22 protein-coding genes are annotated in these 26,519 nt (G+C 64.4%); 13 read left to right on the top strand and 9 right to left on the bottom strand.

The window, feature by feature from the left end; genetic code table 11:
* The first annotated feature begins 149 nt into the window (after positions 1 to 149).
* From CH292_RS20725 to CH292_RS20735, 3 genes are read left to right on the top strand one after another with little or no spacing between them, the layout of a single operon-like run.
* Positions 150 to 1,031 carry an ABC transporter substrate-binding protein gene (locus CH292_RS20725; RefSeq protein ID WP_094655607.1) on the top strand — a complete coding sequence of 294 codons (882 nt, stop codon included), beginning with the start codon at positions 150 to 152 and terminating at the stop codon, positions 1,029 to 1,031.
* Between the two features lie 39 nt (positions 1,032 to 1,070).
* Entirely contained in the window at positions 1,071 to 2,054 is a 984-nt protein-coding gene (locus CH292_RS20730) for an amino acid ABC transporter permease (RefSeq protein WP_020112037.1), read from the top strand.
* A 5-nt stretch (positions 2,055 to 2,059) separates the two neighbouring features.
* Complete coding sequence (locus CH292_RS20735; RefSeq protein WP_019665826.1) at positions 2,060 to 2,812, top strand: amino acid ABC transporter ATP-binding protein; 753 nt, start codon at positions 2,060 to 2,062, stop codon at positions 2,810 to 2,812.
* Here CH292_RS20735 and CH292_RS20740 read toward each other — a convergent pair.
* Positions 2,809 to 3,645 (bottom strand): class I SAM-dependent methyltransferase, encoded by an 837-nt coding sequence (locus CH292_RS20740; protein ID WP_094628870.1) that lies wholly within the window; start codon positions 3,643 to 3,645, stop codon positions 2,809 to 2,811. The two genes, CH292_RS20735 and CH292_RS20740, sit on opposite strands and share 4 nt — an antisense overlap.
* A 269-nt stretch (positions 3,646 to 3,914) precedes the next feature.
* Here CH292_RS20740 and rpsA point away from each other — a divergent pair, with 269 nt between their 5' ends.
* Entirely contained in the window at positions 3,915 to 5,390 is a 1,476-nt protein-coding gene (gene rpsA, locus CH292_RS20745) for a 30S ribosomal protein S1 (protein ID WP_019665824.1), read from the top strand.
* A 232-nt stretch (positions 5,391 to 5,622) separates the two neighbouring features.
* On the opposite strand, the gene CH292_RS20750 is transcribed toward rpsA, so the two are convergent.
* Positions 5,623 to 5,832 carry a hypothetical protein gene (locus tag CH292_RS20750; protein WP_019665823.1) on the bottom strand — a complete coding sequence of 70 codons (210 nt, stop codon included), beginning with the start codon at positions 5,830 to 5,832 and terminating at the stop codon, positions 5,623 to 5,625.
* Positions 5,833 to 5,962: 130 nt separating this feature from the next.
* Between CH292_RS20750 and coaE the strand changes: the two genes are divergently transcribed.
* Positions 5,963 to 7,180 (top strand): dephospho-CoA kinase, encoded by a 1,218-nt coding sequence (gene coaE / locus CH292_RS20755; RefSeq protein ID WP_019665822.1) that lies wholly within the window; start codon positions 5,963 to 5,965, stop codon positions 7,178 to 7,180.
* Positions 7,181 to 7,366: 186 nt separating this feature from the next.
* On the opposite strand, the gene CH292_RS20760 is transcribed toward coaE, so the two are convergent.
* Positions 7,367 to 7,909 carry a DUF402 domain-containing protein gene (locus CH292_RS20760; RefSeq protein ID WP_020112038.1) on the bottom strand — a complete coding sequence of 181 codons (543 nt, stop codon included), beginning with the start codon at positions 7,907 to 7,909 and terminating at the stop codon, positions 7,367 to 7,369.
* Positions 7,910 to 7,975: 66 nt separating this feature from the next.
* On the opposite strand from CH292_RS20760, the gene uvrB reads away from it, so the two are divergent.
* Both uvrB and CH292_RS20770 read left to right on the top strand, forming a co-directional pair.
* A complete protein-coding gene (uvrB, locus tag CH292_RS20765) occupies positions 7,976 to 10,138 on the top strand; it encodes an excinuclease ABC subunit UvrB (protein WP_019665820.1) in 2,163 nt (720 codons plus the stop codon).
* 24 nt (positions 10,139 to 10,162) lie between these two features.
* The gene (locus CH292_RS20770) at positions 10,163 to 11,017 is read left to right on the top strand and encodes a hypothetical protein (protein WP_094655592.1); all 855 of its coding nucleotides are present in this window, start codon (positions 10,163 to 10,165) and stop codon (positions 11,015 to 11,017) included.
* A gap of 12 nt (positions 11,018 to 11,029) precedes the next feature.
* On the opposite strand, the gene CH292_RS20775 is transcribed toward CH292_RS20770, so the two are convergent.
* Entirely contained in the window at positions 11,030 to 11,884 is an 855-nt protein-coding gene (locus tag CH292_RS20775; protein ID WP_094655593.1) for an ABC transporter permease, read from the bottom strand.
* A 25-nt stretch (positions 11,885 to 11,909) separates the two neighbouring features.
* Entirely contained in the window at positions 11,910 to 14,807 is a 2,898-nt protein-coding gene (locus CH292_RS20780; protein WP_094655594.1) for an alpha/beta fold hydrolase, read from the bottom strand.
* Between the two features lie 184 nt (positions 14,808 to 14,991).
* On the opposite strand from CH292_RS20780, the gene CH292_RS20785 reads away from it, so the two are divergent.
* Positions 14,992 to 15,444, top strand: a complete 453-nt coding sequence (locus tag CH292_RS20785; protein ID WP_094655595.1) for a universal stress protein — start codon at positions 14,992 to 14,994, stop codon at positions 15,442 to 15,444.
* A gap of 66 nt (positions 15,445 to 15,510) precedes the next feature.
* Here the strand turns inward: CH292_RS20785 and CH292_RS20790 are convergent, their stop codons facing one another.
* The 3 genes from CH292_RS20790 to CH292_RS20800 form a co-directional block, all read right to left on the bottom strand.
* Positions 15,511 to 17,820 carry an ATP-binding domain-containing protein gene (locus tag CH292_RS20790; RefSeq protein WP_094655596.1) on the bottom strand — a complete coding sequence of 770 codons (2,310 nt, stop codon included), beginning with the start codon at positions 17,818 to 17,820 and terminating at the stop codon, positions 15,511 to 15,513.
* A 118-nt stretch (positions 17,821 to 17,938) separates the two neighbouring features.
* A complete protein-coding gene (locus CH292_RS20795; RefSeq protein ID WP_019665814.1) occupies positions 17,939 to 19,276 on the bottom strand; it encodes a DoxX family protein in 1,338 nt (445 codons plus the stop codon).
* 126 nt (positions 19,277 to 19,402) lie between these two features.
* On the bottom strand, positions 19,403 to 20,092 hold the full coding sequence (locus CH292_RS20800) for an MBL fold metallo-hydrolase (RefSeq protein WP_033188601.1): 690 nt from the start codon (positions 20,090 to 20,092) through the stop codon (positions 19,403 to 19,405).
* A gap of 252 nt (positions 20,093 to 20,344) precedes the next feature.
* On the opposite strand from CH292_RS20800, the gene uvrA reads away from it, so the two are divergent.
* On the top strand, positions 20,345 to 23,269 hold the full coding sequence (gene uvrA, locus CH292_RS20805; RefSeq protein WP_019665812.1) for an excinuclease ABC subunit UvrA: 2,925 nt from the start codon (positions 20,345 to 20,347) through the stop codon (positions 23,267 to 23,269).
* Positions 23,270 to 23,457: 188 nt separating this feature from the next.
* On the opposite strand, the gene CH292_RS20810 is transcribed toward uvrA, so the two are convergent.
* The gene (locus CH292_RS20810) at positions 23,458 to 23,808 is read right to left on the bottom strand and encodes a DUF1844 domain-containing protein (protein WP_026347894.1); all 351 of its coding nucleotides are present in this window, start codon (positions 23,806 to 23,808) and stop codon (positions 23,458 to 23,460) included.
* 394 nt (positions 23,809 to 24,202) lie between these two features.
* Between CH292_RS20810 and infC the strand changes: the two genes are divergently transcribed.
* From infC to CH292_RS20830, 4 genes are all read left to right on the top strand, one after another.
* Positions 24,203 to 24,904, top strand: a complete 702-nt coding sequence (gene infC, locus CH292_RS20815; RefSeq protein WP_020112045.1) for a translation initiation factor IF-3 — start codon at positions 24,203 to 24,205, stop codon at positions 24,902 to 24,904.
* 93 nt (positions 24,905 to 24,997) lie between these two features.
* Entirely contained in the window at positions 24,998 to 25,192 is a 195-nt protein-coding gene (rpmI, locus tag CH292_RS20820; RefSeq protein ID WP_019665809.1) for a 50S ribosomal protein L35, read from the top strand.
* 89 nt (positions 25,193 to 25,281) lie between these two features.
* Entirely contained in the window at positions 25,282 to 25,671 is a 390-nt protein-coding gene (gene rplT, locus CH292_RS20825; RefSeq protein WP_019665808.1) for a 50S ribosomal protein L20, read from the top strand.
* 38 nt (positions 25,672 to 25,709) lie between these two features.
* Positions 25,710 to 26,516 (top strand): RNA methyltransferase, encoded by an 807-nt coding sequence (locus CH292_RS20830; protein WP_179278029.1) that lies wholly within the window; start codon positions 25,710 to 25,712, stop codon positions 26,514 to 26,516.
* Positions 26,517 to 26,519 lie beyond the last annotated feature (3 nt).

Genomic DNA, 26,519 nt, shown 5'->3' on the forward strand with positions numbered 1-26,519 from the left:
GGACAGCACGGGCGACGAACGTCGCCTAGGGTTCGTAGGTCCGGCTCACCGCTCGACGTGGTGCGGCCGTGCAGGACTGTCGCGTTGGATCGTGTTTGGATTTCGGAGGATTTCTCGTGTTTGATCGCTCGTACTCGAAGACCGCTCGGATGTTGTTGGCAGTGGGCGGCGCCGGGGCGCTGTTGCTCTCGGGCTGCGCCCAGAACACCGAAGAAGGTGCTTCACCCGCAACCGACGAGACGACAGCTGTCGAGGTGACCAAGGTCGACGAGATCGCGGCGACCCTGCCGGAGAAGAACCTGTCGTCAGGGACTCTCGTCGTCGGTGTCAACGTGCCTTACTCGCCCAACGAGTTCAAGGATTCCTCGGGCAAGATCGTCGGTTTCGACGTGGACCTGATGAATGCAGTGGCAGGCGTGTTGGGCGTGACGGCACAGTACGAGGAAGCCGACTTCGATCGGATCATTCCGTCGATCCAGGGCGGTACGTACGACGTCGGGATGTCGTCGTTCACCGACACCAGGGAGCGTGAGCAGACCGTCGACTTCGCCACGTACTTCAACGCGGGTACGCAGTGGGCGCAGCAGACGGGCGGAAGCGTCGACCCGACGGACGCCTGCGGGCTGAAGGTCGCCGTGCAGACCACCACGATCCAGGATCAGGAGGAAGTTCCTGCGAAGAGCGAAGCGTGTGTCGCCGCAGGCAAGCCCGCCATCCAGATCGAGAAGTACGACAGCCAGGACGATGCCGTCAACGCACTCGTACTCGGGCGTGTCGACGCGATGTCCGCCGATTCACCGGTCACCGCGTACGCCATCAAGCAGACCGGCGACAAGCTGGAGGCGGCCGGTGACGTGTTCGACTCCGCTCCGTACGGTTACCCGGTCGCCAAGGGATCGCCGTTGGCGGCAACCCTGCAGCAGGCAGTGCAGCACCTGATCGACAACGGTCAGTACCAGACCATCGCGGAGAACTGGGGCGTCGAGGCGGGCGTCATCGAGGAGTCGCAGATCAACGGTGCGGTCAACTGATCCGCGGTCTGCTGCACTCACTCGTCGAAAGGACTTAGTGTGACCTCCTCGGCTTCGCCCGGCGCCGGCCGTTCCGGATCCTCGGACGGTTCGAGCACGGATCCGGCGCCGATCAAGGCGATTCCGCTGCGCCACCCGGGACGCTGGATCACCGCGGTCATCGTCATCGTGTTGTTCGGGCTGTTCGTGTACGGGGCTGCAACCAACCCTGCCTATGGTTGGGGCACGTACGGGCGCTACCTGTTCGACAGCCGGATCGGCAACGGTGTCTGGATCACCGTGCAACTGTTGGTCTACTCGATGGTCATCGCGATCGTGTTGGGCGTCGTCGTCGCGGTCATGCGATTGTCTCCCAACCCGGTGCTGCGCAGTGCCGCGTGGATCTACCTCTGGATCTTTCGCGGGACCCCGATCTACGTCCAGCTCACGTTCTGGGGACTGGTTCCGGTCATCTACCGCGAGGTGGCGCTCGGAATCCCGTTCACCGTTCAGCTGGCGACGTTCGATCTGCAGTCGCTGTACTCGGCGTTCTGGTTCGCGGTGATCGGGCTGGCCCTCAACGAGGCCGCCTACATGGCCGAGATCGTGCGCGCCGGCATCAACTCGGTCGGTGAAGGTCAGGTCGAGGCGTCGACGGCACTCGGCATGTCCTGGTCCCAGACGATGCGTCGGACGGTGTTGCCGCAGGCGATGAGGGTGATCATTCCTCCCACCGGCAACGAAGTGATCAGCATGCTGAAGACCACCTCGCTGGTCATCGCTGTGCCGTTCACGGGTGAGCTGTACGGGCGCGCCCGTGATATCTCGGGAGTGAACTTCGAGCCTGTGCCGCTGCTGCTCGTGGCGTCCACGTGGTACCTGGTGATGACGAGCATCCTGATGGTCGGGCAGTTCTACCTCGAACGCTATTACTCGAAAGGTGTGTCTCGTAAGTTGACCGGTCGCCAGTTGCAGGCCCTCGCCGATGCGCAGGGTGGCAAGCCGTTGCCCGTGCAGCGCTCCAGCGAAGGCGGCCCGTCGTGAGTCCGATGGTCAAAGCGCAGCAGGTGTGCAAGAACTTCGGCGCGCTGCAGGTTCTCAAGGGGATCACCCTCGAGGTCGACAAGGGCCAGGTCCTGTGCATGGTCGGACCGTCGGGATCGGGCAAGTCGACGTTCCTGCGGTGCATCAATCACCTCGAGCAGGTCAATGCCGGCCGGTTGTACGTCGACGACGAGCTCGTCGGGTACGAGGAGAAGAACGGCAAGCTCTACGAACTGCACCCGAAGAGGGCCGCACAGCAGCGCCGTGACATCGGAATGGTCTTCCAGCACTTCAACCTTTTCCCGCACCGAACGGCTTTGGACAACATCGTCGAGGCGCCGACGCAGGTCAAGGGCATCAAGAAAAAGGATGCGACGGCCCGAGCGAAGGAACTTCTCGACCGGGTGGGTCTCGCGGACAAGGCCGACGCCTACCCGGCCCAGCTGTCCGGCGGCCAGCAACAGCGGGTAGCGATAGCGCGGGCACTGGCGATGGACCCCAAGCTCATGTTGTTCGACGAGCCGACGTCCGCACTCGACCCCGAGCTGGTCGGCGAAGTCCTGGGAGTCATGAAAGAACTCGCGCGCGACGGAATGACCATGGTCGTGGTGACGCACGAGATGGGCTTCGCCCGTGAAGTTGCGGACCAACTGGTGTTCATGGACGGCGGCGTCGTCGTCGAATCGGGCGACCCGAGATCTGTTCTGTCCAACCCGCAGCACGAGCGGACGCAGGCGTTCCTGTCGAAGCTGCTCTAGCTCGGTTTCCGAGCGCTGAAGATCGCGGTTCCGGGGAAGAGCTGACCGCGGAGTGGGCTCCACTGACCCCACTCGCGGTCCAGCCACTCCGGCCAGTCCGGTTCGACGATGTCCACGACCTCGAGTCCGGCGCCGACGATCTCGCGGACCCGGTCTCCGATCGTGCGATGGTGCTCGACGTACGTCGGCACGCCGTCGGCATCGAACTCGACGTACGGAGTTCGGTCGAAGTAGGGGATCGTCGCTGTCAGTCCGACCGGTCCCGGATCGTCGGGGAAGATCCACCTCATCGGGTGGTTCACCGCGAACACCCAGATTCCGCCGGGACGAAGTACGCGCGCGACTTCCTTCATCACCCCGGCGGAGTTCGCCACGAACGGCACGGCACCGAAAGCCGAGCATGCGATGTCGAAACTCGAATCGAGGAACGGAAGCGCCTCGGCGCTCGCCTGCACCAGCGGAACGTGATCGCCCGCGGCGGCCATGGCATCGACGCCGGTGCGCAGCATCCCTGCCGAAATATCCAGGCCGACGGCGCGGGCCCCCTGGGCGCCGAGCCACCGAGCACACGGCGCGGACCCGCAGCCCACTTCGAGGACATCTCGTCCGGACACGTCGCCGAGCAGGTGCACGTCGCCCTCGTGAAGACCTTCGGGGCACCAGACGAACTCTCCACGTTCGGACTCGACACCCAGAAACTCCCCGTGAGTGCGGTGGTACTCGTCGGCGTCGGAATCCCACCACGATCGGCTGGCTCGGTCGCTTGCCTCGGAGTCGATACGCGCACGGCCCGGGACGGCGGGAGACTGCGGGGTGTCGGTCACCGGAAACACGTTAGCTGGATTGCTCGAGCGTGGTGCTGTCGCGTTTGCCCACCTGTGACCTGGTCGAGTACCCTTACTGACGCGAGTGTGTTCACGCTGCCCCTGATCCGTCGAGGTTCGAGGGTGCGCGGGAACATTTTCGTTCTCGATCTGTTCTTGCATCACGAGCAGTAGGTGTCTTTCGACGCATACGGTTCTCGTTCTGTTCAGAACTACGTTCTACAGTCCGACCGAACATCCATCAACCGATACCCAACCCGTCCGGAGCAACTCAACACATGCCCTCAACCACAACCTCACCGCAGGTAGCCGTCAACGACATCGGCTCCGCAGAGGATTTTCTCGCCGCTATCGACGCCACGATCAAGTACTTCAACGATGGTGACATCGTCGAAGGCACCATCGTCAAGGTCGACCGCGACGAGGTTCTGCTCGACATCGGTTACAAGACCGAAGGCGTCATCCCTTCCCGTGAGCTCTCCATCAAGCACGACGTCGACCCCAACGAGGTCGTCTCCGTGGGCGATGAGGTCGAAGCTCTCGTCCTCACCAAGGAGGACAAGGAGGGCCGCCTGATCCTGTCCAAGAAGCGTGCGCAGTACGAGCGCGCCTGGGGCACGATCGAAGAGCTCAAGGAGAAGGACGAGGCCGTCAAGGGCACCGTCATCGAGGTCGTCAAGGGTGGACTCATCCTCGACATCGGTCTCCGTGGCTTCCTTCCCGCCTCGCTCGTCGAGATGCGTCGCGTCCGCGACCTCCAGCCGTACGTCGGCAAGGAGATCGAGGCCAAGATCATCGAGCTCGACAAGAACCGCAACAACGTGGTCCTGTCGCGCCGCGCATGGCTCGAGCAGACCCAGTCCGAGGTTCGCAGCGAGTTCCTGCACCAGCTCCAGAAGGGCCAGGTCCGCAAGGGCGTCGTGTCCTCCATCGTCAACTTCGGTGCCTTCGTGGACCTGGGTGGCGTCGACGGACTCGTGCACGTCTCCGAACTGTCCTGGAAGCACATCGATCACCCCTCCGAGGTTGTCGAGGTCGGCACCGAGGTCACCGTCGAGGTTCTCGACGTCGACCTGGACCGCGAGCGCGTGTCACTGTCGCTCAAGGCAACGCAGGAAGATCCGTGGCGCCAGTTCGCTCGCACCCACGCGATCGGCCAGATCGTGCCCGGCAAGGTCACCAAGCTCGTTCCGTTCGGCGCATTCGTTCGCGTCGAAGAGGGCATCGAGGGCCTCGTGCACATCTCCGAGCTGGCCGAGCGCCACGTGGAGGTCCCGGACCAGGTCGTCGGCGTCGGCGACGATGCACTCGTCAAGGTCATCGACATCGATCTCGAGCGTCGTCGTATCTCGCTGAGCCTCAAGCAGGCCAACGAGGACTACGCAGAAGAGTTCGACCCGTCCAAGTACGGAATGGCCGACTCGTACGACGAGCAGGGCAACTACATCTTCCCCGAGGGCTTCGACTCCGAGACCAACGAATGGCTCGAAGGCTACGAAAAGCAGCGTGAAGAGTGGGAAGGCCGCTACGCCGAGGCAGAGCGTCGCCACAAGATGCACACCGCTCAGATGGAGAAGACGGCCAAGGACGAAGCTGCCGAAGCCGCCAACACCAACTACTCCTCCGAGTCGGGTCAGGTTGCCGACGCCGAAGGTGATGCTCCCGCAGCATCCGCTCCGGCATCGACCGGCGGATCACTCGCCAGCGACGCACAGCTCGCTGCACTGCGTGAGAAGCTGTCGGGCAACGCCTGATAGACACTGTCCACCCCTGGGGGTGTGACCACAGCCCCGGCCCTCCCTTCGAGGGCCGGGGCTTCGTCGTTCGCCCCACCTCCTTCGAGACCGAATGTGCCGTTCGGTCACTTGAAGTGACCGAATGTTCCGTTCGGTCACCGAAGGGGCGGGAGGTGGTGCATCCGGGAAAACAAGAATGGACCCGATTCCGCGAGGGAATACGGGTCCATCGTCGTTTCGACGGGGTGGCTCAGCCTGCGACGGCGGGACTCCACTGAGCGACGGCGCCTGTCCGCTTGCGCATGGACGCGAAGCTGTGACGAGCCGGGCTGAGCAGGTTGGTGAACCAGTTGCGCCGATGGTCGGCCAACGCCAGGGCAACCTCGGGGATCAGAATGACGTGAACTCCCGATTCCATGCCGAGACGGTGCCGACCCGGTTGGATCTGATTGCTTCGCATCGAAAGTCCTTTTCGCTAGCAGTGGGTCGGCAAATACTTATCTCGCACGACGAAGATAACGGACACGGAGCCGAACCTGGTGCATTTGAGGCTGGTGTGCTTCGGCGTGTTTCGGTGAGAGACTGGGGACATGTTGAGACTCGGCCTCACCGGAGGCATCGGAGCAGGGAAGTCGACCGTGTCGAAGAGGCTGGCGGAGTTGGGCGGGGTGCTCGTCGACGCCGACGTGATCGCTCGGGAAGTCGTCGAGCCCGGGACTGTGGGTCTGCAGGAGTTGGTGGAGGCGTTCGGCGACGACATTCTGGCTGCCGATGGCTCGCTCGATCGGCCGGCGTTGGCGGCCAAGGCATTCGGTGACGATGCCTCTCGCGCGACGTTGAACTCGATCGTCCATCCGCTCGTCGGGAAGCGTACTGCCGAAATCATCGAGGGCGCCGCGGACGATGCCGTCGTGATTCAGGACATCCCACTTCTGGTGGAAGGCAAGATGGGTGCGCTGTTCCAACTCGTCGCTGTCGTGTTCGCCGATGCCGAGGAGCGGGTGGAACGACTTGTAGGCCAGCGGAAGATGCCGGAGACGGATGCGCGGGCCAGGATTGCTGCTCAGGCAACGGACGAACAACGCCGCGCGGCGGCGGATATCTGGATCGACAACAGCGGCGCTCCGGATGATCTCGACGACGTGGTGCGTGATCTGTGGACCGAGCGCCTGGTGCCGTTCGAGAGGAACATCAGAGACGGCGTGATCGTCAGAACACATCCTGAACTCGTTCCGGCAGATCCTCGGTGGGCAGCTCAGGCCGAGCGCATCAAGGCGCGCATCGCAGTTGCGGCTGGAAGTTCAGCTGTGAGAATCGATCACATCGGCTCGACGGCGGTGCCCGGTCTCGACGCCAAGGACGTCATCGACATCCAGGTCACCGTCGCGAGTCTCGACGACGCGGATGCACTCGCGGAACCGTTGCGTCGGATAGGGTTTCCCCGCAACGCCAACATCACCGCGGACAACCCCAAGCCCGCCTACGGAATCGGCGGTGAGGCTGATCCTGCGTTGTGGACCAAGCGTTTCCACGGTTCGGCGGACCCGGGCCGGACGGCCAACATCCACATCCGCGTCGACGGGTGGCCAGGGCAGCAGTTCGCGCTCGTCTTCCGTGACTGGCTGATCGCCGATGTCGACGCGACCGCCGAGTATCTGGAAATCAAGCGCGCCGCTGATTTCGCGGCCAAGGATCGGTCCGATTACCAGTCCGCGATCGAGGCTTACGTCGGCGTGAAGGAGCCCTGGTTCGACCGAGCCTACGTGCGCGCCTGGGAATGGGCGGAGCGCACGGGTTGGAAGGCCTGAGAGTGAGCTCGTTCCCCGCTGCCGCATGAATGGACCATGCAAGCCGGCAGACCGTATGAATGGAACTTTCAAGCGATGGCGTCCCGCGCTGGAGCGAACCTCCGAAGCACTCCAGTCGTGTGGATGATCCGTTCGAGCGGTAGGGGACCGAACCCTCGTACGTGAGACCTCGACTTCTGCAAGACCTCAAGTGTTGCGTGGACGCCAGGTCGTGGGCATGCCCAGGGAGTCGAGCCAGGCGTCGAGGTCGTAGTCGTGGGAGGCGAGGCCGGCGACGGCGAGGACGGAGCGGTTGACTGCGAGGTCGGCGGTAGCGGTGTCGAGGTGGCCCTCGACTCTGGCTTCGAGGAGTTCGTCGGCGTCGAGGTAGTCGAATCCTCGTCCGGTGCGGACGCTGAGGTCGAGGTAGTGGTCGACGGAGGTCCAGGCGTCGACGCCGGGTGTGAACTCGCCGATGTCGATGTAGTAGTCCTGGTCGCGTTCGCTTCCTGGGGTGTAGTGGAAGATCGAGGCGCGCAGCCCGAGGCTGGGCAGTAGCCAGGACTGCAGGTAGTCGAATTGTGGGTGGTCGGACGGCCGCGCCATGTAGAGGCCCCACGGTTCGACGCGGTACTCGTCCACCGGGCGCACGAATCCCTTCGGGTCGGTGTTGGTGAGACCGACGACGTCGAAGTACTCGACCTTCGGTGGGTGGACGTGTACGTGTGGTGCCGCGGCGGGTGCGTCCATGGGTGAACAAATTACCTGGACGCGGCTCGAAAGGAACCTGTCGGTGGTCGCGTCTACCCTGGTTTCATGGCGTTTGCATCCGAACATCCCGTGGTGGCTCATTCCGAACACCGTCCGGTCGGAGAGATCGAACGGACGGGTCCGGCGTTCGAGGTTGTCAGTGAGCACAAGCCTGCCGGTGACCAGCCGACGGCTATCGCCGAGCTGGAACGCAGGATCAAGGCCGACGAGAAGGACGTGGTCCTCCTCGGTGCCACCGGAACGGGTAAGTCGGCGACCACGGCGTGGTTGATCGAGAAGCTGCAGCGGCCGACGTTGGTGATGGCGCCCAACAAGACGTTGGCGGCGCAGCTGGCCAACGAGCTTCGCGACATGCTGCCGAACAATGCGGTCGAGTACTTCGTCTCCTACTACGACTACTACCAACCCGAGGCGTACATCGCTCAGACGGACACCTACATCGAGAAGGACTCGTCGATCAACGACGACGTCGAGCGGCTGCGGCATTCCGCGACGGCAAACCTGTTGTCCAGGCGGGACGTCGTCGTGGTCGCGTCGGTGTCCTGCATCTACGGCCTCGGTACCCCGCAGTCGTACGTGGATCGCTCCATCGAACTGCAGGTCGGCGTCGAGGTGCCCCGGGACGCACTGCTGAGGCTCCTCGTGGATGTTCAGTACACGCGCAACGACATGGCGTTCACACGCGGATCGTTCCGGGTGCGCGGCGATACGGTCGAGATCATCCCGTCCTACGAGGAGCTGGCGGTTCGCATCGAGTTCTTCGGGGACGAGATCGAGGCGCTGTACTACTTGCATCCGTTGACCGGTGACACCGTCCGCCAGGTCGATTCCGTCCGTATTTTCCCGGCGACGCACTACGTTGCCGGTCCGGAGCGGATGGAGAAGGCGGTCGCGAACATCGAATTGGAGTTGGAGGAGCGCCTCGCCGAGTTGGAGAACAAGGGCAAATTGCTCGAGGCCCAGCGACTTCGCATGCGCACGCAGTACGACCTGGAGATGATCAAGCAGGTCGGGTTCTGTTCGGGCATCGAGAACTACTCGCGTCACATCGACGGCCGCGGACCGGGTACCGCTCCGGCGACGTTGATCGATTACTTCCCGGAGGATTTTCTTCTCGTCATCGACGAGTCCCACGTGACGGTGCCGCAGATCGGCGCGATGTACGAGGGCGACATGTCGAGGAAGCGCAACTTGGTGGAGTTCGGGTTCCGGCTTCCCTCGGCAACGGACAATCGACCGTTGACCTGGGAAGAGTTCACGCAGCGTATCGGTCAGACGGTGTATCTGTCGGCGACGCCCGGCAAATACGAGTTGGGGCAGACGGGCGGAGAGTTCGTCGAGCAGGTCATCAGGCCCACCGGTCTCGTCGATCCCAAGGTCGTGGTCAAGCCCACCAAGGGGCAGATCGACGACTTGGTTCACGAGATCCGCGAGCGCGCGGACAAGGACGAGCGCATCCTCGTCACCACGTTGACCAAGAAGATGGCCGAGGACCTGACGGATTATCTGCTCGAGCTCGGCATCCGCGTCCGGTACCTCCACTCGGACATCGACACCCTCCGGCGCGTCGAGCTTCTCCGTCAGCTCCGCCTGGGCGAGTACGACGTTCTGATCGGAATCAACTTGCTTCGTGAGGGACTCGACCTTCCCGAGGTGTCCTTGGTCGCGATTCTCGACGCGGACAAGGAAGGGTTCCTGCGGAGCGGCACCAGCTTGGTCCAGACCATCGGCCGTGCGGCACGTAACGTCTCGGGCGAAGTCCACATGTACGCGGACAAGATGACGGACTCGATGACGTATGCCATCGAGGAGACCGAGCGGCGACGTGAGAAGCAGATCGCGTACAACCTCGAGAAGGGTGTCGATCCTCAGCCACTGCGCAAGAAGATCGCCGACATCCTGGATCAGGTGTACGAGGAAGCCGAGGACACCGAGGAGTCGGTCGAGATCGGCGGCTCCGGGCGCAACGCGAGTCGTGGGCGCCGTGCGCAGGGGGAGAAGGGCAGGGCCGTCAGCTCGGGTGTCTACGAGGGCCAGGACGTCAAGTCGATGCCGCGTGCAGAGCTTGCGGCCTTGGTCCAGAATCTCACCGATCAGATGATGAACGCCGCCCGCGAGTTGCAGTTCGAGCTTGCCGGACGACTGCGCGACGAGATCCAGGACCTGAAGAAGGAGCTGCGCGGAATGGACGCGGCCGGGTTGAAGTAACCGGCTTTCGCTACGGTTCAACCCATGGATGCTTCCACTGCCGGCCGGTGTGCCCGCGCACTCGAACTTCTGCACTCGTTGAGCTATTTCGTCCGGGAGACCCAGGACGCCTTGTCGGGTGCCGGCCTGGAGGGGCGTGCGCCGTACTTCGCCGGTCGTGCGGCTCCGCTGGGGGCAGTCGGTGCGGGCGTGGTGGCCGCAACGTTCTACAACTTCAATCGTGAACTGATCGAGCCGTTGGTACCCGCGGCGTGGAAAGCGGTGTCGCCGGAACGAGTCGTCGAGATCCGTTACCGAGCTGTCGGTGACGCCTACACCCGTCTGTTGAGGCAAGACGTGGTGTCGTCACATGCCATGGCCGAGGCCGCCGAGTTGGCATCGATCGCGGCGAGCCACATTCCCGGCGACGACGGACGTCCCCTGTACGCCGCGTACGCCGAGCTCGACTGGCCCGAGGTGCCCCACCTTCGTTTCTGGCACGCGTTGACGCTTCTCCGTGAGCACCGGGGCGACGGGCATATCGCGGCATTGCAGACAGCCGAGTTGAGCGGAATTCAGGCGCTCATCACGCACACTGCAACGGGCAAGGGGTTCGAGAAGGAATTCGCTCGGAAGCGTCGCGGGTGGTCGACCGAACAGTGGAACGACGGCCTGGACTCTCTTCGGGACCGTGAGATCGTAGACGCGGACGGTGCGCTCACCGAACACGGCAACGACCTCCGCGAGCTGGTGGAGGACATCACCAACGACTTGGCCCTCGCGCCCTGGGCTGCTCTCGGTGAGGAGGGCGCAGCGCGCCTCGTAGAGCTCGCGACACCGTGGCGGGACACGGTCATCGATCAGGGCGTGTTCCCGAACGGTGTGTTCAACAAGAAGTAGGCCAGGTGTCGGTCAGCTGGTGATGTCCTTCGTCGAGAATCGCTGCCAGGCCGCAACTCCGAAGACCGCCGCGTAGGCAAGGGCCGAGAAGGATCCGACGACCATGTCGTTCCATTCGATCGTGGGCGACAATGCGTCGATCCACGTGTTCGCGTAATGACCCGGCAGGTAATTGCGCAGCGAGCCGAGGGCGGTGATCTGGTCGAGGATCTGCATCAGGATGGAGGTCATCACCGCGCCGCCGACGGCTCCGAGCGGTGCATCGGTCAGGACCGAGAGCAACATCGCCAGGCCCGCGACCCACAACAGGTTGATGCAGATGTAGAGCACGGCAATCGCCAAGCGGCCCAGAGCCTCGGTGTAGGACAAGCCGTCGCCGAACGGTGTCACCAGTGGTTCGGCGCCGTACAGCACCGTGCCGAGGGCTAGGGACACCACTACCAGCGTGACGATCGCCGCGATGGACAGCGTTGCGGACACCAACGCTTTCTGCATCAGCAGGCGTGTGCGCGGAACCGGGATCGCCAGCAGATATCGGAGTGACGACCAGGACGCCTCGCTGGCCACCGAATCGCCGAAGAACAGCGCGACGACGACGATGAGCAGAAATCCGACGGACATGAACAGTGCGAACACGGTGAAGTTGACGCCTCCGCGCGTGCCGAGCTCGATGAGGCCGCCTGCATCGGAGTCCGCCGAGTTGCTGCCCACCGCGAACGCGATCGCCAGGATCACCGGGAGCAGGGCGAGAAATCCGATCGAGAGCTGTGTCCGACGTCGCCCGAACTGGCGTCGCAGTTCGGTCCGGAACGGGAGCGTCTTTCCAGCCGCGTAGCCGTCCACTCGTCCATCCGAATGCGCGCTCATGGGGTCTCCTTGGTCGACGCCGCGCTCATGGGGTCTCCTTCGTCGACGCCGCGGGCAGGGCGTCGTTGTGGACGAGGTCGAGGAACACGTCTTCGAGTCGCGTCGACTGCGAGAGGCCGCGAAGCTGCAGCCCGTCGTCGAACAGCGCCCGGGTGACCCGTGCAGGGTCGAGCGCGCCGAGGTCGACTCGGAGTGTCGTGTCGTCGACGACGGCTGGGTGCAGGTCGAGCCGTTCGAGAACGCGCGCGGCGCGCTCTGCGTCGTCGACGCGCACTTCGGTCTGGCCTTTGGCTTCGGTCAGTTCGCGGACGGTGCCGGAGCTGATGACCGAGCCGCGGTTCATGACCACGACGTGGGTGCATGTCTGTTCGACCTCGGCCAGCAGGTGGCTCGAAACCAGCACGGTACGTCCTGTCTTCGCGTAGTTGATCAGGACGTCACGCATCGTGCGGATCTGGGGCGGATCGAGACCGTTGGTGGGTTCGTCGAGGACCATCAGGTCCGGTAGTCCCAGCATCGCTTGCGCGATGGCCAGACGTTGCCGCATGCCTTGGCTGTAGGACTTCACCTTGCGTTCGATGGCGGCGCCGAGATCGGCGATCTCCAACGCCTCCTCCAGGTGGGCGTCCTCGGGCGGTCTACCGGTCGCCTGCCAGTACAGCCGCAGGTTCTCCTTGCCGCTGAGGTGTGGGAGGAAGCCGGATCCTTCGACGAAGGATCCGAGGCGGGACAACACCGGCGATCCTGGTGACACCTTGTGTCCGAACACCCGGATTTCACCCGCGGTCGGAGTAATGAGACCCATGAGCATGCGCAGTGTCGTCGTCTTGCCTGCCCCGTTCGGACCGAGGAGACCCAGCACCTGGCCCTTCTTCACCTCGAAGCCCACGCCGTTCACGGCTTTGAACCCGTTGGAGTAGGTCTTCTCGAGTCCGGTGATGACAAGAGGTGTCTCGACGAGTGACTCGTCGACCTCGGCGACGATCCTGCGGCGTCCCCGAACGACGTTGACGCCGATCAGCGCGGCCACCGCGAGTGCGATCACACCGATACCGACGAGCGGAGCCGTCGGCACGGAACTGCTGCTCGTCGACGTGCCTTCGACGGACGGGACCGACAGGGTCGGGTCGTCGAGGGACACGACGAATTGGGCCGGCTCGAGCGGGACCGCGTAGGCCTGATCGGTCGTCGACACGGAGATCTCGATGTGGTGGCCCTGTGGAACTGCATAGCTGATGCCCGGCAGCGTGACGGTGACGGGGATCGACCCTTCCGTGGCGGTACTCGGCAGTCTCACGGCAGCGACGCCGCCACCGGGAAGCGTGCGGCGACCGTCGGGCGCGACGTCGTAGAGCTTGACGAAGACAACTGCTTCCTGGGGCTGAGCGAATGCACCGATGCGGAGATTCACACGCGACGAGCCTGTGATGTTGAGTGGTTCGGCGAGTGGCGTGCCCTCGAACGTGGCCGACTGACCGGGAATGTCGGCCGACAGCGCAGCACCCGCCGGAGTAGCGGTCAGGGCGGACAGAGCCGAACCGAGACCGGGGACGGACGAGATCGCCGACGGGGATGCGCCCGGTGGCCTCACGATGGTCTGCTCGGCCGGAGGAGGGGCCTGCGCCGAAGGATCCTCTTGCGCGCCGTCCGCGCCGTCCGCGGTGGCCGCGGATTTCGGGGACAGATCGACATCGACGAATTGTGCCGACGACGGCTTCGGGTCGCCCGCGAGGCCTGGGTAGTCCGGGGCGGTCATCCGGCGGTTCCGCGCTCGTTCCTGTTCGACGGCGGATCCTTGTACGGCATAGTTGAACGGTTGTTCGCTGCTCTCGGCGGCGTCCGTGCCGCGGAGCTTCGCGTCGAGGAAGTCCTTCATCGCGTTGTCGGAGCCGCCGTTGGTTCCGCCCCCGTCGTGCCCACCGCCGAACCACCGGACCTCCACGTCACCGCCGGCCTCCGAGATCTGGCGGGCGGTCGTGTCGGCCTGGTCGAGTCCGAACAGCGTGTCCTGCAGACCCTGCACGAGAAGCGTCGGGGCTGTGATGTTCGACGCGACGGCTGCGGGTGAGTGCGCGCTGAGGAGAGCGAGTAGTTCGGGTGTCGGCTCTCCGGTCACCGCAGACTGCGCGTACGCGGCACAGAATTCGGGCGCGAAACGGCCGCAGCCCGTCGAGGTCGCGTCGGCGCCGCCGCTGGTGTCCGGCGGCGGCGTGCTTCCGGCGCCGAAGAACACGCCCGCCCATCCTCGTTTGAGGACACCGGGTCCTCCGTACACGGATCCGGCGGGTGAGTCGATCGCGGCCAGTGAGGCGCGTGCTTCGTCGCTGGTGACGCCGTAGTTGGGGAACAGGGCCTGGCCGAGGTCGTTCCACGTGATGGCTGCGGCGACCGCGTCGATGCGTGGATCGGTTCCGGCGACACTCAGGGCGAGCGCGCCACCGTACGAACCTCCCGCGACACCGACACGTGGATCGCCGGGGCCATCGAGGAGAGTTTCGGGCCGCTCGGCGAGCCAGTCGATCAATGCGCGGCCGTCCGCGACTTCACCGTCCGGGTCGTTGAGGGAAATTGCTCCTCCGCTGTCACCGAAGCCGCGTGCACTGTAGGTGAGCACGAGAAAACCGTCAGCGGCAAGCGAGCGAGCTTGGCCGTCGACCGACAGTTTGTCGCCGCCGAATCCGTGGGCCAGCAGCACGGCAGGCGCGGGCGTCACCTCGGGCACGTACAGGCGGGCATCCAGATCGATCGTCTCGGCACTGCCCGGGGCCTCCGGTACGGTGATCCTCGTGTCGAGGGGGGACGCCGCATCCTGGGAGGCAGGGGAGCGGAATACGAAGAAGATCGAGACAGCCAGAACGATCGCAACGAGAAGTACGGCGAACGCGGCGGTTCCGGGCGACCGAAGCGGCCGGGGGATGTGCATGTGAACCAATGTATGTGAGGCTCGAGAGTCGTGTTGTCGGCGAACTCCGCCTCACATCCGGCGGATGCAGATAGGGTCATCGAAACGGGTACGGGGACGGGCAGATCGGCTTGTGATCGACCACGACCGCACCCGTAGAAGCATCGTCGAATGTGTGACAGAACACCTACAACTGGAGGAATGAATGAGTGCCTATCGCACCGTCGTCGTCGGAACCGATGGGTCCGAGTCGTCATTGCGCGCAGTGGAGAAGGCTGCGTCGATCGCCGGCGACGCGGACGCGACGCTGGTGATCGCCTGCGCTTACTATCCGGCCGATCCCAAGGACACAGGCAAGGCAGCCGATGCGTTGCGCGAGGATGCGTACCAGATCACCGGTTCCGCTCCGACGCACGAAATCCTCCGGACCGCGCGTGAGCATGCGGTCAAGGCAGGCGCGAAGAACATCGACGAGCGTGCGATCGTCGGCGCCCCCGTCGAGTCCTTGCTTCAGCTGGTCGACGATGTGAAGGGGGATCTGCTCGTCGTCGGAAACCGCGGACTCAATTCGCTGACCGGTCGGTTGCTGGGTTCCGTCCCGTCCGACGCAGCGAGGAAGTCCACCAGCGACGTCCTCATCGTTCACACCGTCAGGTAGACGAGATCACTGTGGCCCGGCGGACTGTCCGCCGGGCCACAGTCGTGCGGTCAGGCACTGCGTGGGTCAGTGGACGAGGGCCTCGAACGGTGCGAGCGAGCGGAGTTCGACGGGCAGCGGACGGCTGTGCACGACACCCAGACGCTGCGTCGCGCGCGTCAGAGCGACGTAGAGATCACTCATGCCCATGGGGGATTCGTCGACGATGTCCGAGGGCTCGACGATGAGAACCGAGTCGAATTCCAGTCCCTTCGCGTCCTTGACCGTCGACACCGTCACGGTGTCCGATCTCAGATGCGCGAACGTGTCGACTCTGTCGTGGGGTGCCAGCACGACGCTGATGCCTGGGCGTGGGTGCTCGGCAAGACGCTGTTCGACGGTGCGCGGCAACGAGGTCTCGGCGACTTCCTGCGCCCACGGCACATTGCCGGAATCTCGTACCGATCGTGGCACCGACTGAACCGGGTCGATGACCGCGAGAACGTCACGGGCGACGGTCATGATTTCCGACGGCGTTCGGTAGTTGACCGTCAGCTCCGTCTTCTTCCACCGCTGTGCGACATACGGTTCCAGTACTCGAGCCCACGACGTGGTACCGGCGGGGTCGCCGGTCTGAGCTACGTCTCCGACGAGGGTCATCCACCGATTCGGTATGCGCCGCATGACCATTCGCCACGCCATGTCGGACAGTTCCTGAGCCTCGTCGACGATGACGTGCCCGTACGTCCAGGTGCGGTCACCGGCGGCGCGTTCGGCCGTGGTGAGACGTGCCCCGGAGTCCTGTCGGCTGGCGAGCTGACTCGCGTCGATCAGGTCGTATGCCATCAGAATTTCGGGGTCGAGCTCGTCTTCGAGATCCTGCGGTGCGGACCCCGTGAGGATGTCCAGTGCTCCCTGCGCGTCGGCGATTTGGTTGCGCCACTGACGATTTGCTTGTTCGCGTTCCGCGTTGTCGTCGATGCCGAGCAATTCGGCGAGTTCGTCCAGCAACGGTGCGTCGGCGGACGAGAATCCGCGTCCGCGTCGGACCAATGCGTCACGCTCCGCGGGGGTGAGGTCCGGCGCAGCCGACGCGATCCGGTCCGGGGAAGCGAACAGGTCTCGGAGTACTTGCTGGGGAGTGAGATCCGGCCACAGCTCGTCGATCGCCGCCATGACGTCGGCGTCTTCCTTCATCTCGTCCCGCATGTCGGCGATGTCGTCCCGGCTGAGAAGGCTGCCACCGTCGACCACGTTCTCACCCAACTTCGCCGCCAGTTGTTGTGCGAGCCCGTCCACGACGGACGCCACGAACAGCGGCCGCGCCAGGTTGTGGGGCCGCCGCGACGATCTGGCCCGGCCCCGAGCACGGGTGACGATCTTGCGGTCGAGGGTGATGTCGTAGGTGTCGAAACGCAGTCGCTTCGGTTCCGACGGCACCTCTTGGCGATCGCGTACCGCCTTGGTGAGCACCGCGACCATCGACGTCGATCCCTTGACCTGTGCAGCGAGTGTGGAGTCCTCGAGCGTCGCCCGCACCCCCGGGTAGAGGTTGCCGATGGTGGAGAGCAGCACTCCGGTCTCGCCGAGCGAGGGGAGTACTTGGCCGATGTAGTCCAAGAATGTGGCGTTCGGCCCGATGATCAGCACACCGCTCTTGGCGAGCTGCTGACGATAGGTGTAGAGCAAGTACGCGGCACGGTGAAGTGCCACGGCGGTCTTACCGGTACCGGGCCCTCCCTGCACCACCAGCACACTGCGGTGCTCGGAGCGAATGATGGCGTCCTGTTCGCTCTGAATCGTCTCGACGATGTCGTTCATCTGCCCCGTGCGGGCCGCGTCCAGAGCCGACAACAACGCGCTCTCGCCGGCGACACCGGTGGAATCGGAACTCAGGCCGACTTCCTGCGCGGCGGCGAGATCGAGGTACTCGTCGGCCAAAGACGTGACCCGACGACTCCTCGTACGGATGTGGCGCCGACGAAGCACGTTCTCCGGCGCAGCAGGCGTGGCGAGGTAGAACGGGCGGGCCATGGGCGCACGCCAGTCGAGCAGCAGGGTTTCGTAGTCGTTGGCCTCGTCGAGAATCCCGACACGGCCGACGTAGCGGACCGGCGAGTCGTCACCGTCGGTGGACAGGTCGATCCGTCCGAAGCACAGGCCGTTCTCGGCGGCGTCGTACTTCGCGATGTCGTCGGTGTAGAGATGCGTGAACGATTCCCGTTCACTTCGCGCCTGCGGTGTGCCCCCGGTTTCGAGCAAGACGGTGCTGAGCCGATTCTGCGCGTACTTCCGTAGGGCGTCGAGTTGGTCGTAGAGCATTGTGACGTAGGACTGCTCGCGATCCTGGTCGGTCACGTGCTGATCGCTGGTGACCGAAAGGCCGTCGTCCGGCAAAGGTTCTCCTCGGGAGTTCGGCGAATAGATGCGCGAAAATCGCCCAAGTAGTCTACGACGAACGAGAGCCCCACCGCAGAACTGCTGCTCGCGGATGGGGCTCTCGGGTCGGTTCGACCTACTTGGAGTACTTCTGCACGCGCTTGTCGAGCTCCTTGCGCGCCTTCTCGACCTTCTTGTCCAGCTTCGCGCGAGCCTTCTCGGTTGCCTTGTCGAACTCACGGCTCTGCTTCTCCGCGCGCTTGCGTGCGCGGTTGCTCAGGGTCTCCGTGCGGTCCGCAGCCAGCTCCGCCAGTTTGCTTCCGCGTTCCTGAGCGACGTCGGCGAACTCCGCCGCACGCGCCGACGCCACGTCGGCCCATTTTCCGCTTCGGTCCTGGGCAGCATCAACGAGGTCTGCACCGCGATCGGCGGCGGTCTCGGCCCACTTCGAGCCGCGCTTCTGGGCGAGCTCGGCCAGTTCTGCGCCGCGGTCCGCTGCTTCCTCGGCCAGCTGCGAACCACGCTTCTGTGCCTTCTTCGCGAGTTTCGAGCCTCGCTTCTGAGCGAGTTCGGTCAGTTCCTCGCTGCGATCGGCGGCCGTCTCGGCCCACTTGGAACCGCGCTTCTGCGCGACCTTCGCAAGATCCTGTCCACGATCGGCTGCTTCCTCGGCGAGCTTCGAGCCGCGCTTCTGCGCGACCTCGGCGAGGTCGTGGCCCCGATCTGCGGCCTTGTGCGCCCATCGTGAGATGACCGGCTGGGCGGCGTCGGCGAAGTCGGATCCCTTGTCCGCCGCGACGTCGGCCCAGTGCGACACGACGGGCTGTGCTGCCTCGGCGAGATCGGAACTCTTCTCGGCAGCGACGTCGGCCCACTTCGAGACGACCGGCTGTGCTGCCTCGGCGAGGTCCGCGCTACGGCTCGCAGCCACCGACGCGATCTCGCGGATGCGGCCGGTGGCGGCACCGAGGTGGTCGGCGGTGTCGTGAGTCCCCGGCAATGCCGAGACGACGGATTCCTGCGCCTTGCGTGCAGCCCTACGTCCACGCCATGCGAGGGACGGCTTGCCCTCGGTGTCGACGGCGGCGATCAGAAGACCACCGAGCAAGCTGACGTTCTTGAAGAACTGGGTGCGCTGTGCGGCCTTCGCGGCGGGATCGGTCTCGTTCCAAAAGGCGTGGCCCGCGACAGTGGTGGGCACGAGGCTGCCTGCCAGAGCGAGCGACGCGATCCGCGGGGCCTTGCCCGTCGCCAGGAGGATTCCACCGCCGACCTGAATCGCGCCGTTGATGCGGACGAGGGTCTCGGGATCGCTCGGCACGTTCGATGTGACGCTGTCAGGAAGTGTGTCCTGCCCCTGCTCGATCAGGGGTGCCGCAACCTTCGCCTTCCCGGCGGGGTTACGCAGCGCGTCGATCCCTCCGGCGATGAAGATGGTCGACATCAGCGGACGAGCGATACGGCGGACCAGCATTGACAGCCTCCTGGATGGGTCGATGAACGTCGATGTTCGACGCGGACACCCCTCCGAGGACAGGTGCCTGCGCCGCTCCACCGTATCCATACCCGGGGTTCGGGCATCTCAAGCGCGCCGAGAAGATCACCAGCCGCGCGAGCGCCACTCGTCCAGCGATCCACGCTCGGCGCCGAGCGTGGTGTCCTTGCCGTGCCCTGGATAGACGACGGTGTCGTCCCCGTACTCGTCGAACAGTTTCGACGAGACGTCGTCGAGCAACTGCGTGAAATCCTCGGGTGTGGAGGTCTTTCCGACACCGCCGGGGAACAACGAGTCGCCGGTGAAGAGATGCGTGACACCGGACTTGCCGTCCGTGAGAGCGAGCGCGATGGACCCGGGTGTGTGACCACGCAGGTGAATCGCTTTCAGTGTGAGGCTGCCCACCTCGATGGTGTCGCCGTCGGCCAACAGGCGGTCCGGGGTGACCGGCAGCGGTTCCGCATCCAAGGTGTGTGCAGCCGTGGGCGACGCCGTTCCGCCTGCGATGTCCTCGAGCGCCTGCCAGTGATCCGCATGCTGGTGAGTCGTGACGATCAAGCTCAGGGTCGGCGCGTTCTCGTCGATGAGCTGTGACAGGCGCTCGGCCTCGTTGGCGGCGTCGATGAGAAGCGACTCGCCGCTGGTGGAACAAACGACGAGGTAGGAGTTGTTGTCCATCGGGCCGACCGACATCTTCGTGATCGTGCCGCCGGAGATCTGCCGTCGCTGAGGCGTCGATCCCGGGGAAACCGCGCCGGTGTACTGGTCGTCGATGACCATGAGGTGCTCGTCCATTGCGAGGAGGCTACCGTCGGCGCGAGCACGTTGCCTGTTCGACCCTGTGTAAGTCCTGGGCCTTGCGTAGCCACCGAGTGCTGCGGCGCCGAGCAAACGTGTCGGTGGGTCGGCCTAGCATTGCTCGTGCGTGAACTGGATCTTCACGTGTGCATCACAACAGCATCGGTTGGATCGGTTCGGTCGGTGGTACCCGAGAGTCGTCGGTATCGGCGTCCGATGTTCGAAGACTTCCGAAAAGAAGGGAAAATTGTGGCGGATCGCCTGGTCGTTCGAGGTGCGCGGGAACACAACCTGCGGGGGGTCGATATCGACCTGCCGCGCAACAGTCTCGTGGTCTTCACCGGGCTCTCGGGTTCGGGTAAGTCGTCGCTGGCGTTCGACACCATTTTCGCGGAAGGTCAGCGACGCTACGTCGAATCGCTGTCTGCCTATGCCCGTCAGTTCCTCGGTCAGATGGACAAGCCGGACGTCGATTTCATCGAGGGTCTGTCGCCCGCGGTGTCCATCGATCAGAAGTCGACCAACCGCAACCCGCGCTCGACCGTCGGCACCATCACCGAGGTGTACGACTATCTACGTCTGCTCTTCGCGCGCGCCGGCACGGCTCACTGCCCGGTGTGTGGGGAGAAGATCGCCAAGCAGACACCTCAGCAAATCGTGGACCAGGTGCTCGCGATGGAGGAGGGCATCAAGTTCCAGGTGCTCGCTCCGGTTGTCCGTACCCGCAAGGGCGAATTCGTCGACCTGTTCGAGTCGCTGAACACCCAGGGCTACTCGCGAGTCCGCGTCGACGGCGTGGTGCACCAGTTGACCGATCCCCCCAAGCTCAAGAAGCAGGAAAAGCACGACATCGAGGTCGTGGTCGACCGCCTCACGGTGAAAGCCAGTTCGAAGCAGCGGTTGACGGACTCGGTCGAGACGGCGCTACGCCTCGCCGACGGGATCGTCGTCCTGGATTTCGTCGACATCGACGAGAACTCGCCCGATCGCGAGCGTCGCTTCTCCGAGAAGTTGGCCTGCCCCAACGCGCATCCGCTGTCGATCGACGATCTCGAGCCCCGGTCGTTCTCGTTCAACTCGCCCTACGGCGCGTGTTCGGAGTGCCTCGGGCTCGGTGTGCGCAAGGAGGTCGACCCGGATCTGGTGGTACCGGACCCGGATCTGTCCTTGGCCGACGGTGCCATTGCGCCGTGGTCGATGGGCCAGACATCGGAGTACTTCGGTCGGCTGCTGTCCGGGTTGTCGGACGCAATGGGCTTCGACCTGGACGCGCCCTGGAACAAGCTGCCCGCGAAGGTGAAGCGCGCTGTCCTGGAGGGCAGCGAGCACCAAGTGCACGTCAAGTACAAGAACCGGTACGGGCGTACCCGTTCTTACTACGCGGAGTTCGAGGGCGTCATGCCCTTCCTGCATCGCCGGCTGGAACAGACAGAATCCGAGCAGATGAAGGAACGCTACGACGGGTACATGCGTGACGTCCCGTGCCCGGCGTGCGGTGGCGATCGTCTTCGGCCGGAAATCCTCTCGGTCACCATCGAGGCCGGGGGATTCGGGGCGAAGTCCATCGCCGACGTCTGCCGTCTGTCCATTTCCGACACCGCCGACTTCCTGAACAGCCTCACCCTCGGGGCCAAGGAAGAGGCCATTGCAGGTCAGGTCCTTCGGGAGGTCCAGGCCAGGCTCGGGTTCCTGCTCGACGTCGGCCTCGAATACCTCTCGCTGTCCCGCGCAGCCGGTTCCCTCTCCGGCGGAGAGGCTCAACGCATCAGGCTCGCCACGCAGATCGGATCCGGTCTCGTCGGCGTCCTGTACGTCCTCGACGAGCCGTCCATCGGCCTGCACCAACGGGACAACCGTCGACTCATCGACACCCTCACACGACTACGAGATCTCGGGAACACCCTGATCGTCGTCGAGCACGACGAGGACACCATCCGTACGTCCGACTGGGTCGTCGACATCGGACCGCAGGCGGGCGAGCACGGCGGACGCGTCGTACACAGCGGGTCCTACCAGGACCTGCTGAAGAACGAGGAGTCCCTGACGGGTGCCTACCTCGCGGGTCGCCTCGAGATCCCGCTGCCCGACCTCCGGCGTGTGGTGGACAAGAAGCGTCAGGTCACCGTCGTCGGTGCTCGCGAGCACAACCTCAAGGGCATCGACGTCAGTTTCCCGCTCGGTGTGCTCACCTCGGTCACCGGCGTATCGGGATCGGGAAAGTCGACGCTCGTGAACGACATTCTCGCGACGGTCATGGCGAACAAGCTCAACGGTGCTCGACAGGTCCCCGGACGGCACACGCGAATCAACGGACTCGACCAGCTGGACAAGCTGGTGCGAGTCGACCAGTCGCCCATCGGGCGCACGCCCCGCTCCAATGCGGCCACGTACACCGGTGTGTTCGACAAGATCCGAACGTTGTTCGCGGCCACTACCGAGGCGAAGGTGCGCGGGTACCAACCAGGCAGATTCTCGTTCAACGTCAAGGGCGGTCGGTGCGAGGCATGCTCGGGCGACGGGACGCTGAAGATCGAAATGAACTTCCTTCCCGACGTGTACGTCCCGTGCGAGGTGTGCAACGGAGCTCGCTACAACCGCGAGACACTCGAAGTGCACTACAAGGGAAAGACCATCTCCGAAGTACTGGACATGCCGATCGAAGAGGCAGCCGAGTTCTTCGAGCCCATCACGTCCATCCACCGTTACCTCAAGACCTTGGTCGAGGTCGGCCTCGGTTACGTCCGGCTCGGTCAGCCGGCGACCACGCTGTCCGGTGGTGAAGCGCAGCGAGTGAAGCTGGCGTCCGAGCTGCAGAAACGCTCCACCGGTCGGACCGTCTACATTCTCGACGAACCGACGACCGGCCTGCATTTCGAGGACATCCGCAAACTGCTCGGCGTCGTCAACGGACTGGTGGACAAAGGCAACACCGTCATCGTCATCGAGCACAATCTCGACGTCATCAAGGTGTCGGACTGGATCATCGACATGGGTCCGGAAGGCGGTTCCGGCGGAGGCACCGTCGTGGCCCAGGGCAACCCCGAGGAGGTCGCTGCAGTGCCGGAGAGCTACACCGGCAAGTTCCTGCAGGAGGCTCTCACCCGCGAGCCTGTGAAGGAAACCAAGAAGGCACCGGTCAAGAAGCGGCGTCCCCGCAAAGCCGCAGCCGTCTGACCTCCCCGACCGTCTCTGCACCGAACGTCACATTCGCTCCGGTTCTTCCCGCTCTTTCCGGAGCGAATGTGCCGTTCAGTCACTTCAAGTGACCGAACGGCACATTCGGTCCCTCCAAGTGACCAGACGGCACGTTCAGTCCCTTCAAGTGACCAGACGGCACGTTCGGTCCGACAGGGAGCGGGTGATCAGTACACCGGCCCCGTGTATTTCTCGCCGGGACCCTTGCCGGGCTCGTCGGGGTAGGCGGAGTTTTCGCGGAAGGCTTTCTGCAGTGCCTGGAGTCCTTCGCGGATGGGGCCTGCGTGGGGTCCGAGGTATTCGACCGAGGAGGTGACGAGTCCTGCGAGGGCGGTGATGACTCGTCGGGCTTCGTCGAGGTCGAGGTGGGGGCTCGAGGAGGGGTCGGCTTCGGACAGTCCGAGTTTTTCGGCTGCGGAGCTCATCAGCATCACGGCGGCGCGGCTGATCACCTCGACGGCGGGGACGTCGGCGAGTTCGCGGACGTCCGGCTCGTCGGCATGTTCGGGGTTGCTCATGTCTACGAGGATGTCACGGCGATGGTGAGCAGCGTCCGCCAGCGCCGATTCGGCGAACAGCCTGGTCGGCTGGTACAGTTCTTCAACGACCGTCTTCGACGCGTTCTCCAGCTGGGGATTGTTACTCGAAGGCAGCAAGTGGAGCCCGACTCCCACCGGCTTTCAGCTCAGGTTGATTCCGGTCCGGTCACTCGGACAGGCGCCGTAGAGGCGCAGTGCCGAGCTTCCTCGCGAGAGGGGATGTGCATCGCGTGCGGTGTTCGTCCGGCCGGTCGACTTCGGGCCCTGCTTCAGCGGAAATGCTGAGCAGGGTTTTTGTGTTGTACGGGTCAGTGCCGCAAGGCATGGACGTCCCGGCGGCGCCGTCGTCGTAGGACAAGCGGGCAGGCGGGCTGTGCCAGGCGGTCGGCTCGACCCCACATCGCACTACCTAGGAGGCCCCATCAGCACTGAGACTCGCATTAACGACAACATCCGTGTTCGCGAGGTTCGTCTAGTCGGACCGGGCGGTGAACAGGTTGGCATCGTGCGTGTTGAAGATGCACTCCGCTTGGCTCTCGAAGCCGATCTCGATCTCGTAGAAGTGGCTCCCGACGCTCGTCCGCCGGTCTGCAAGATCATGGACTACGGGAAGTTCAAGTACGAGGCAGCACAGAAGGCGCGTGAATCGCGCAAGAACCAGACTCTGACGGTGATCAAGGAGCAGAAGCTCCGCCCGAAGATCGACGCACACGACTACGAGACCAAGAAGCGAAACGTCGTTCGCTTCCTCGAAGCCGGCTCGAAGGTCAAGGTCACCATCATGTTCCGCGGACGCGAGCAGTCGCGTCCCGAGCTCGGCTTCCGCCTGCTCCAGCGTTTGGGAGCGGATGTAGCTGATCTCGGCTTCGTGGAAACGTCCGCGAAGCAGGACGGACGCAACATGACGATGGTCCTTGCCCCTCACAAGGGTGCCAAGACTCGCGTCAAGGCGCAGGAGAGCGCGGCAGCTCCGCCGGCTCAGCGTGCGGCAGCTCCGGCTCCGGCCGCCGAGCCCGCACCTGCCGAGCCTGCAGCGGGAGATGCTCCGGCTGCGGCGACGCCGCCGAGCTCCTGAACCAAGCACGACCAGTAAGACGATCCGTGCCGGTGATCACCGGCACGGATCGTGCCGAGCAAGACCGAAGAGCAACACAGAACTGAGGACTCCATGCCCAAGCAGAAGACCCACAGTGGCGCCAAGAAGCGATTCAAGGTGTCCGGCAGCGGCAAGATCCTGCGTCAGAAGGCCGGCCGTCGCCACCTGCTGGAGCACAAGGCCACCAAGGTGACCCGCCGTCTCGACGGCGTTGCAGTCGTCACGAAGGCTGACGAGCCGCGGATCAAGCGCCTGCTCGGCATCTGATCTGGACTTCGTAGTCGGCGCACTTCGCCGGCGTCATCCCATACCATTCGGGGTTGTGTGACTAGCCCCCAGATCGACAGGATTTACCAGTGGCACGCGTAAAAAGGGCGGTCAACGCCCAGAAGAAGCGCCGTTCGATTCTCGAAGCGTCCAAGGGCTACCGCGGACAGCGCTCACGTCTGTACACCAAGGCCAAGGAGCAGCAGCTCCACTCGCTCACCTACGCATACCGCGACCGCAAGGCTCGCAAGGGTGACTTCCGCAAGCTGTGGATCACGCGTATCAACGCCGCAGCTCGCGCCAACGACATCACGTACAACCGCTTCGTTCAGGGTCTGAAGGCCGCAGGCGTCGAGGTCGATCGCAAGATCCTCGCCGAGCTCGCAGTCTCGGACGCTGCTGCATTCGCTTCCTTGGTGGAGATCGCCAAGGCTGCACTGCCTGCCGACGTCAACGCTCCTGCCGGAGAAGCAGCCTGAGTAGGTTGACGCACGACGATCTCGATCCGAAACGACCCGTGGACACGCTCACCGAGCGAACGCCACGGGTCGTTTCGGCTGTGAAGCTCCTTCGCGCCTCCGAGCGAAAGAAGACGGGTCTTTTCCTCGCCGAGGGCACCAACTCCGTCGCGGAGGCGTTGCACGCCGGCGTCGCGCGCGAGGTGTTCTTTCGCGAGGACTCGGCGGACCGCAACGGTGTCGTGCTCGACCTCGCGCGTACGACGGGCGTTCCGGTCCACGCGATCACCGAACGCGCCGCCAAGAGCCTGTCGGACACGGTGACTCCGCCTGGGGTGGTTGCGGTGTGCCGCACCGTCGATGTGGATGTCCGGGTGGCTCTCGCCGGAACCCCGCAGCTGGTGGCTGTTCCTGTGGAGGTGTCCGAACCGGGCAACGCCGGAACTGTCATACGGGTCGCCGACGCAGTGGGTGCGGACTCGGTGATTCTGCTCGGAGATGCCGTCGATCCGCACAACGGCAAGTGCGTTCGTGCGTCGGCGGGCAGTGTGTTCCATCTCCCGATCGCTCGCGAGCGGTCGGTGAACGTCGGGCTCGATGCGCTGCGTGCGGCCGGCGTCACGATTCTCGCGACGGCAGCCGACGGTGATGTGGACCTCGACGATGCGGACGAGCTCCTGAGCCGACCGACGGCGTGGTTGTTCGGCAACGAAGCGCACGGGTTGGCACCCGCGGTTGCAGCGGCTGCGGACCATCGCGTCAGAATTCCGATTCACGGCCGAGCCGAAAGCCTGAATCTGGCGACGGCGGCGGCGATCTGCCTCTACGCCAGCGCGCGAGCTCAGCGCAGGTCCTGGCATAAATGACTT

The sequence above is a fragment of the Rhodococcus sp. 14-2470-1a genome, from assembly GCF_002259425.1.
In the GTDB taxonomy this organism is placed as follows: domain Bacteria; phylum Actinomycetota; class Actinomycetes; order Mycobacteriales; family Mycobacteriaceae; genus Rhodococcoides; species Rhodococcoides fascians_E.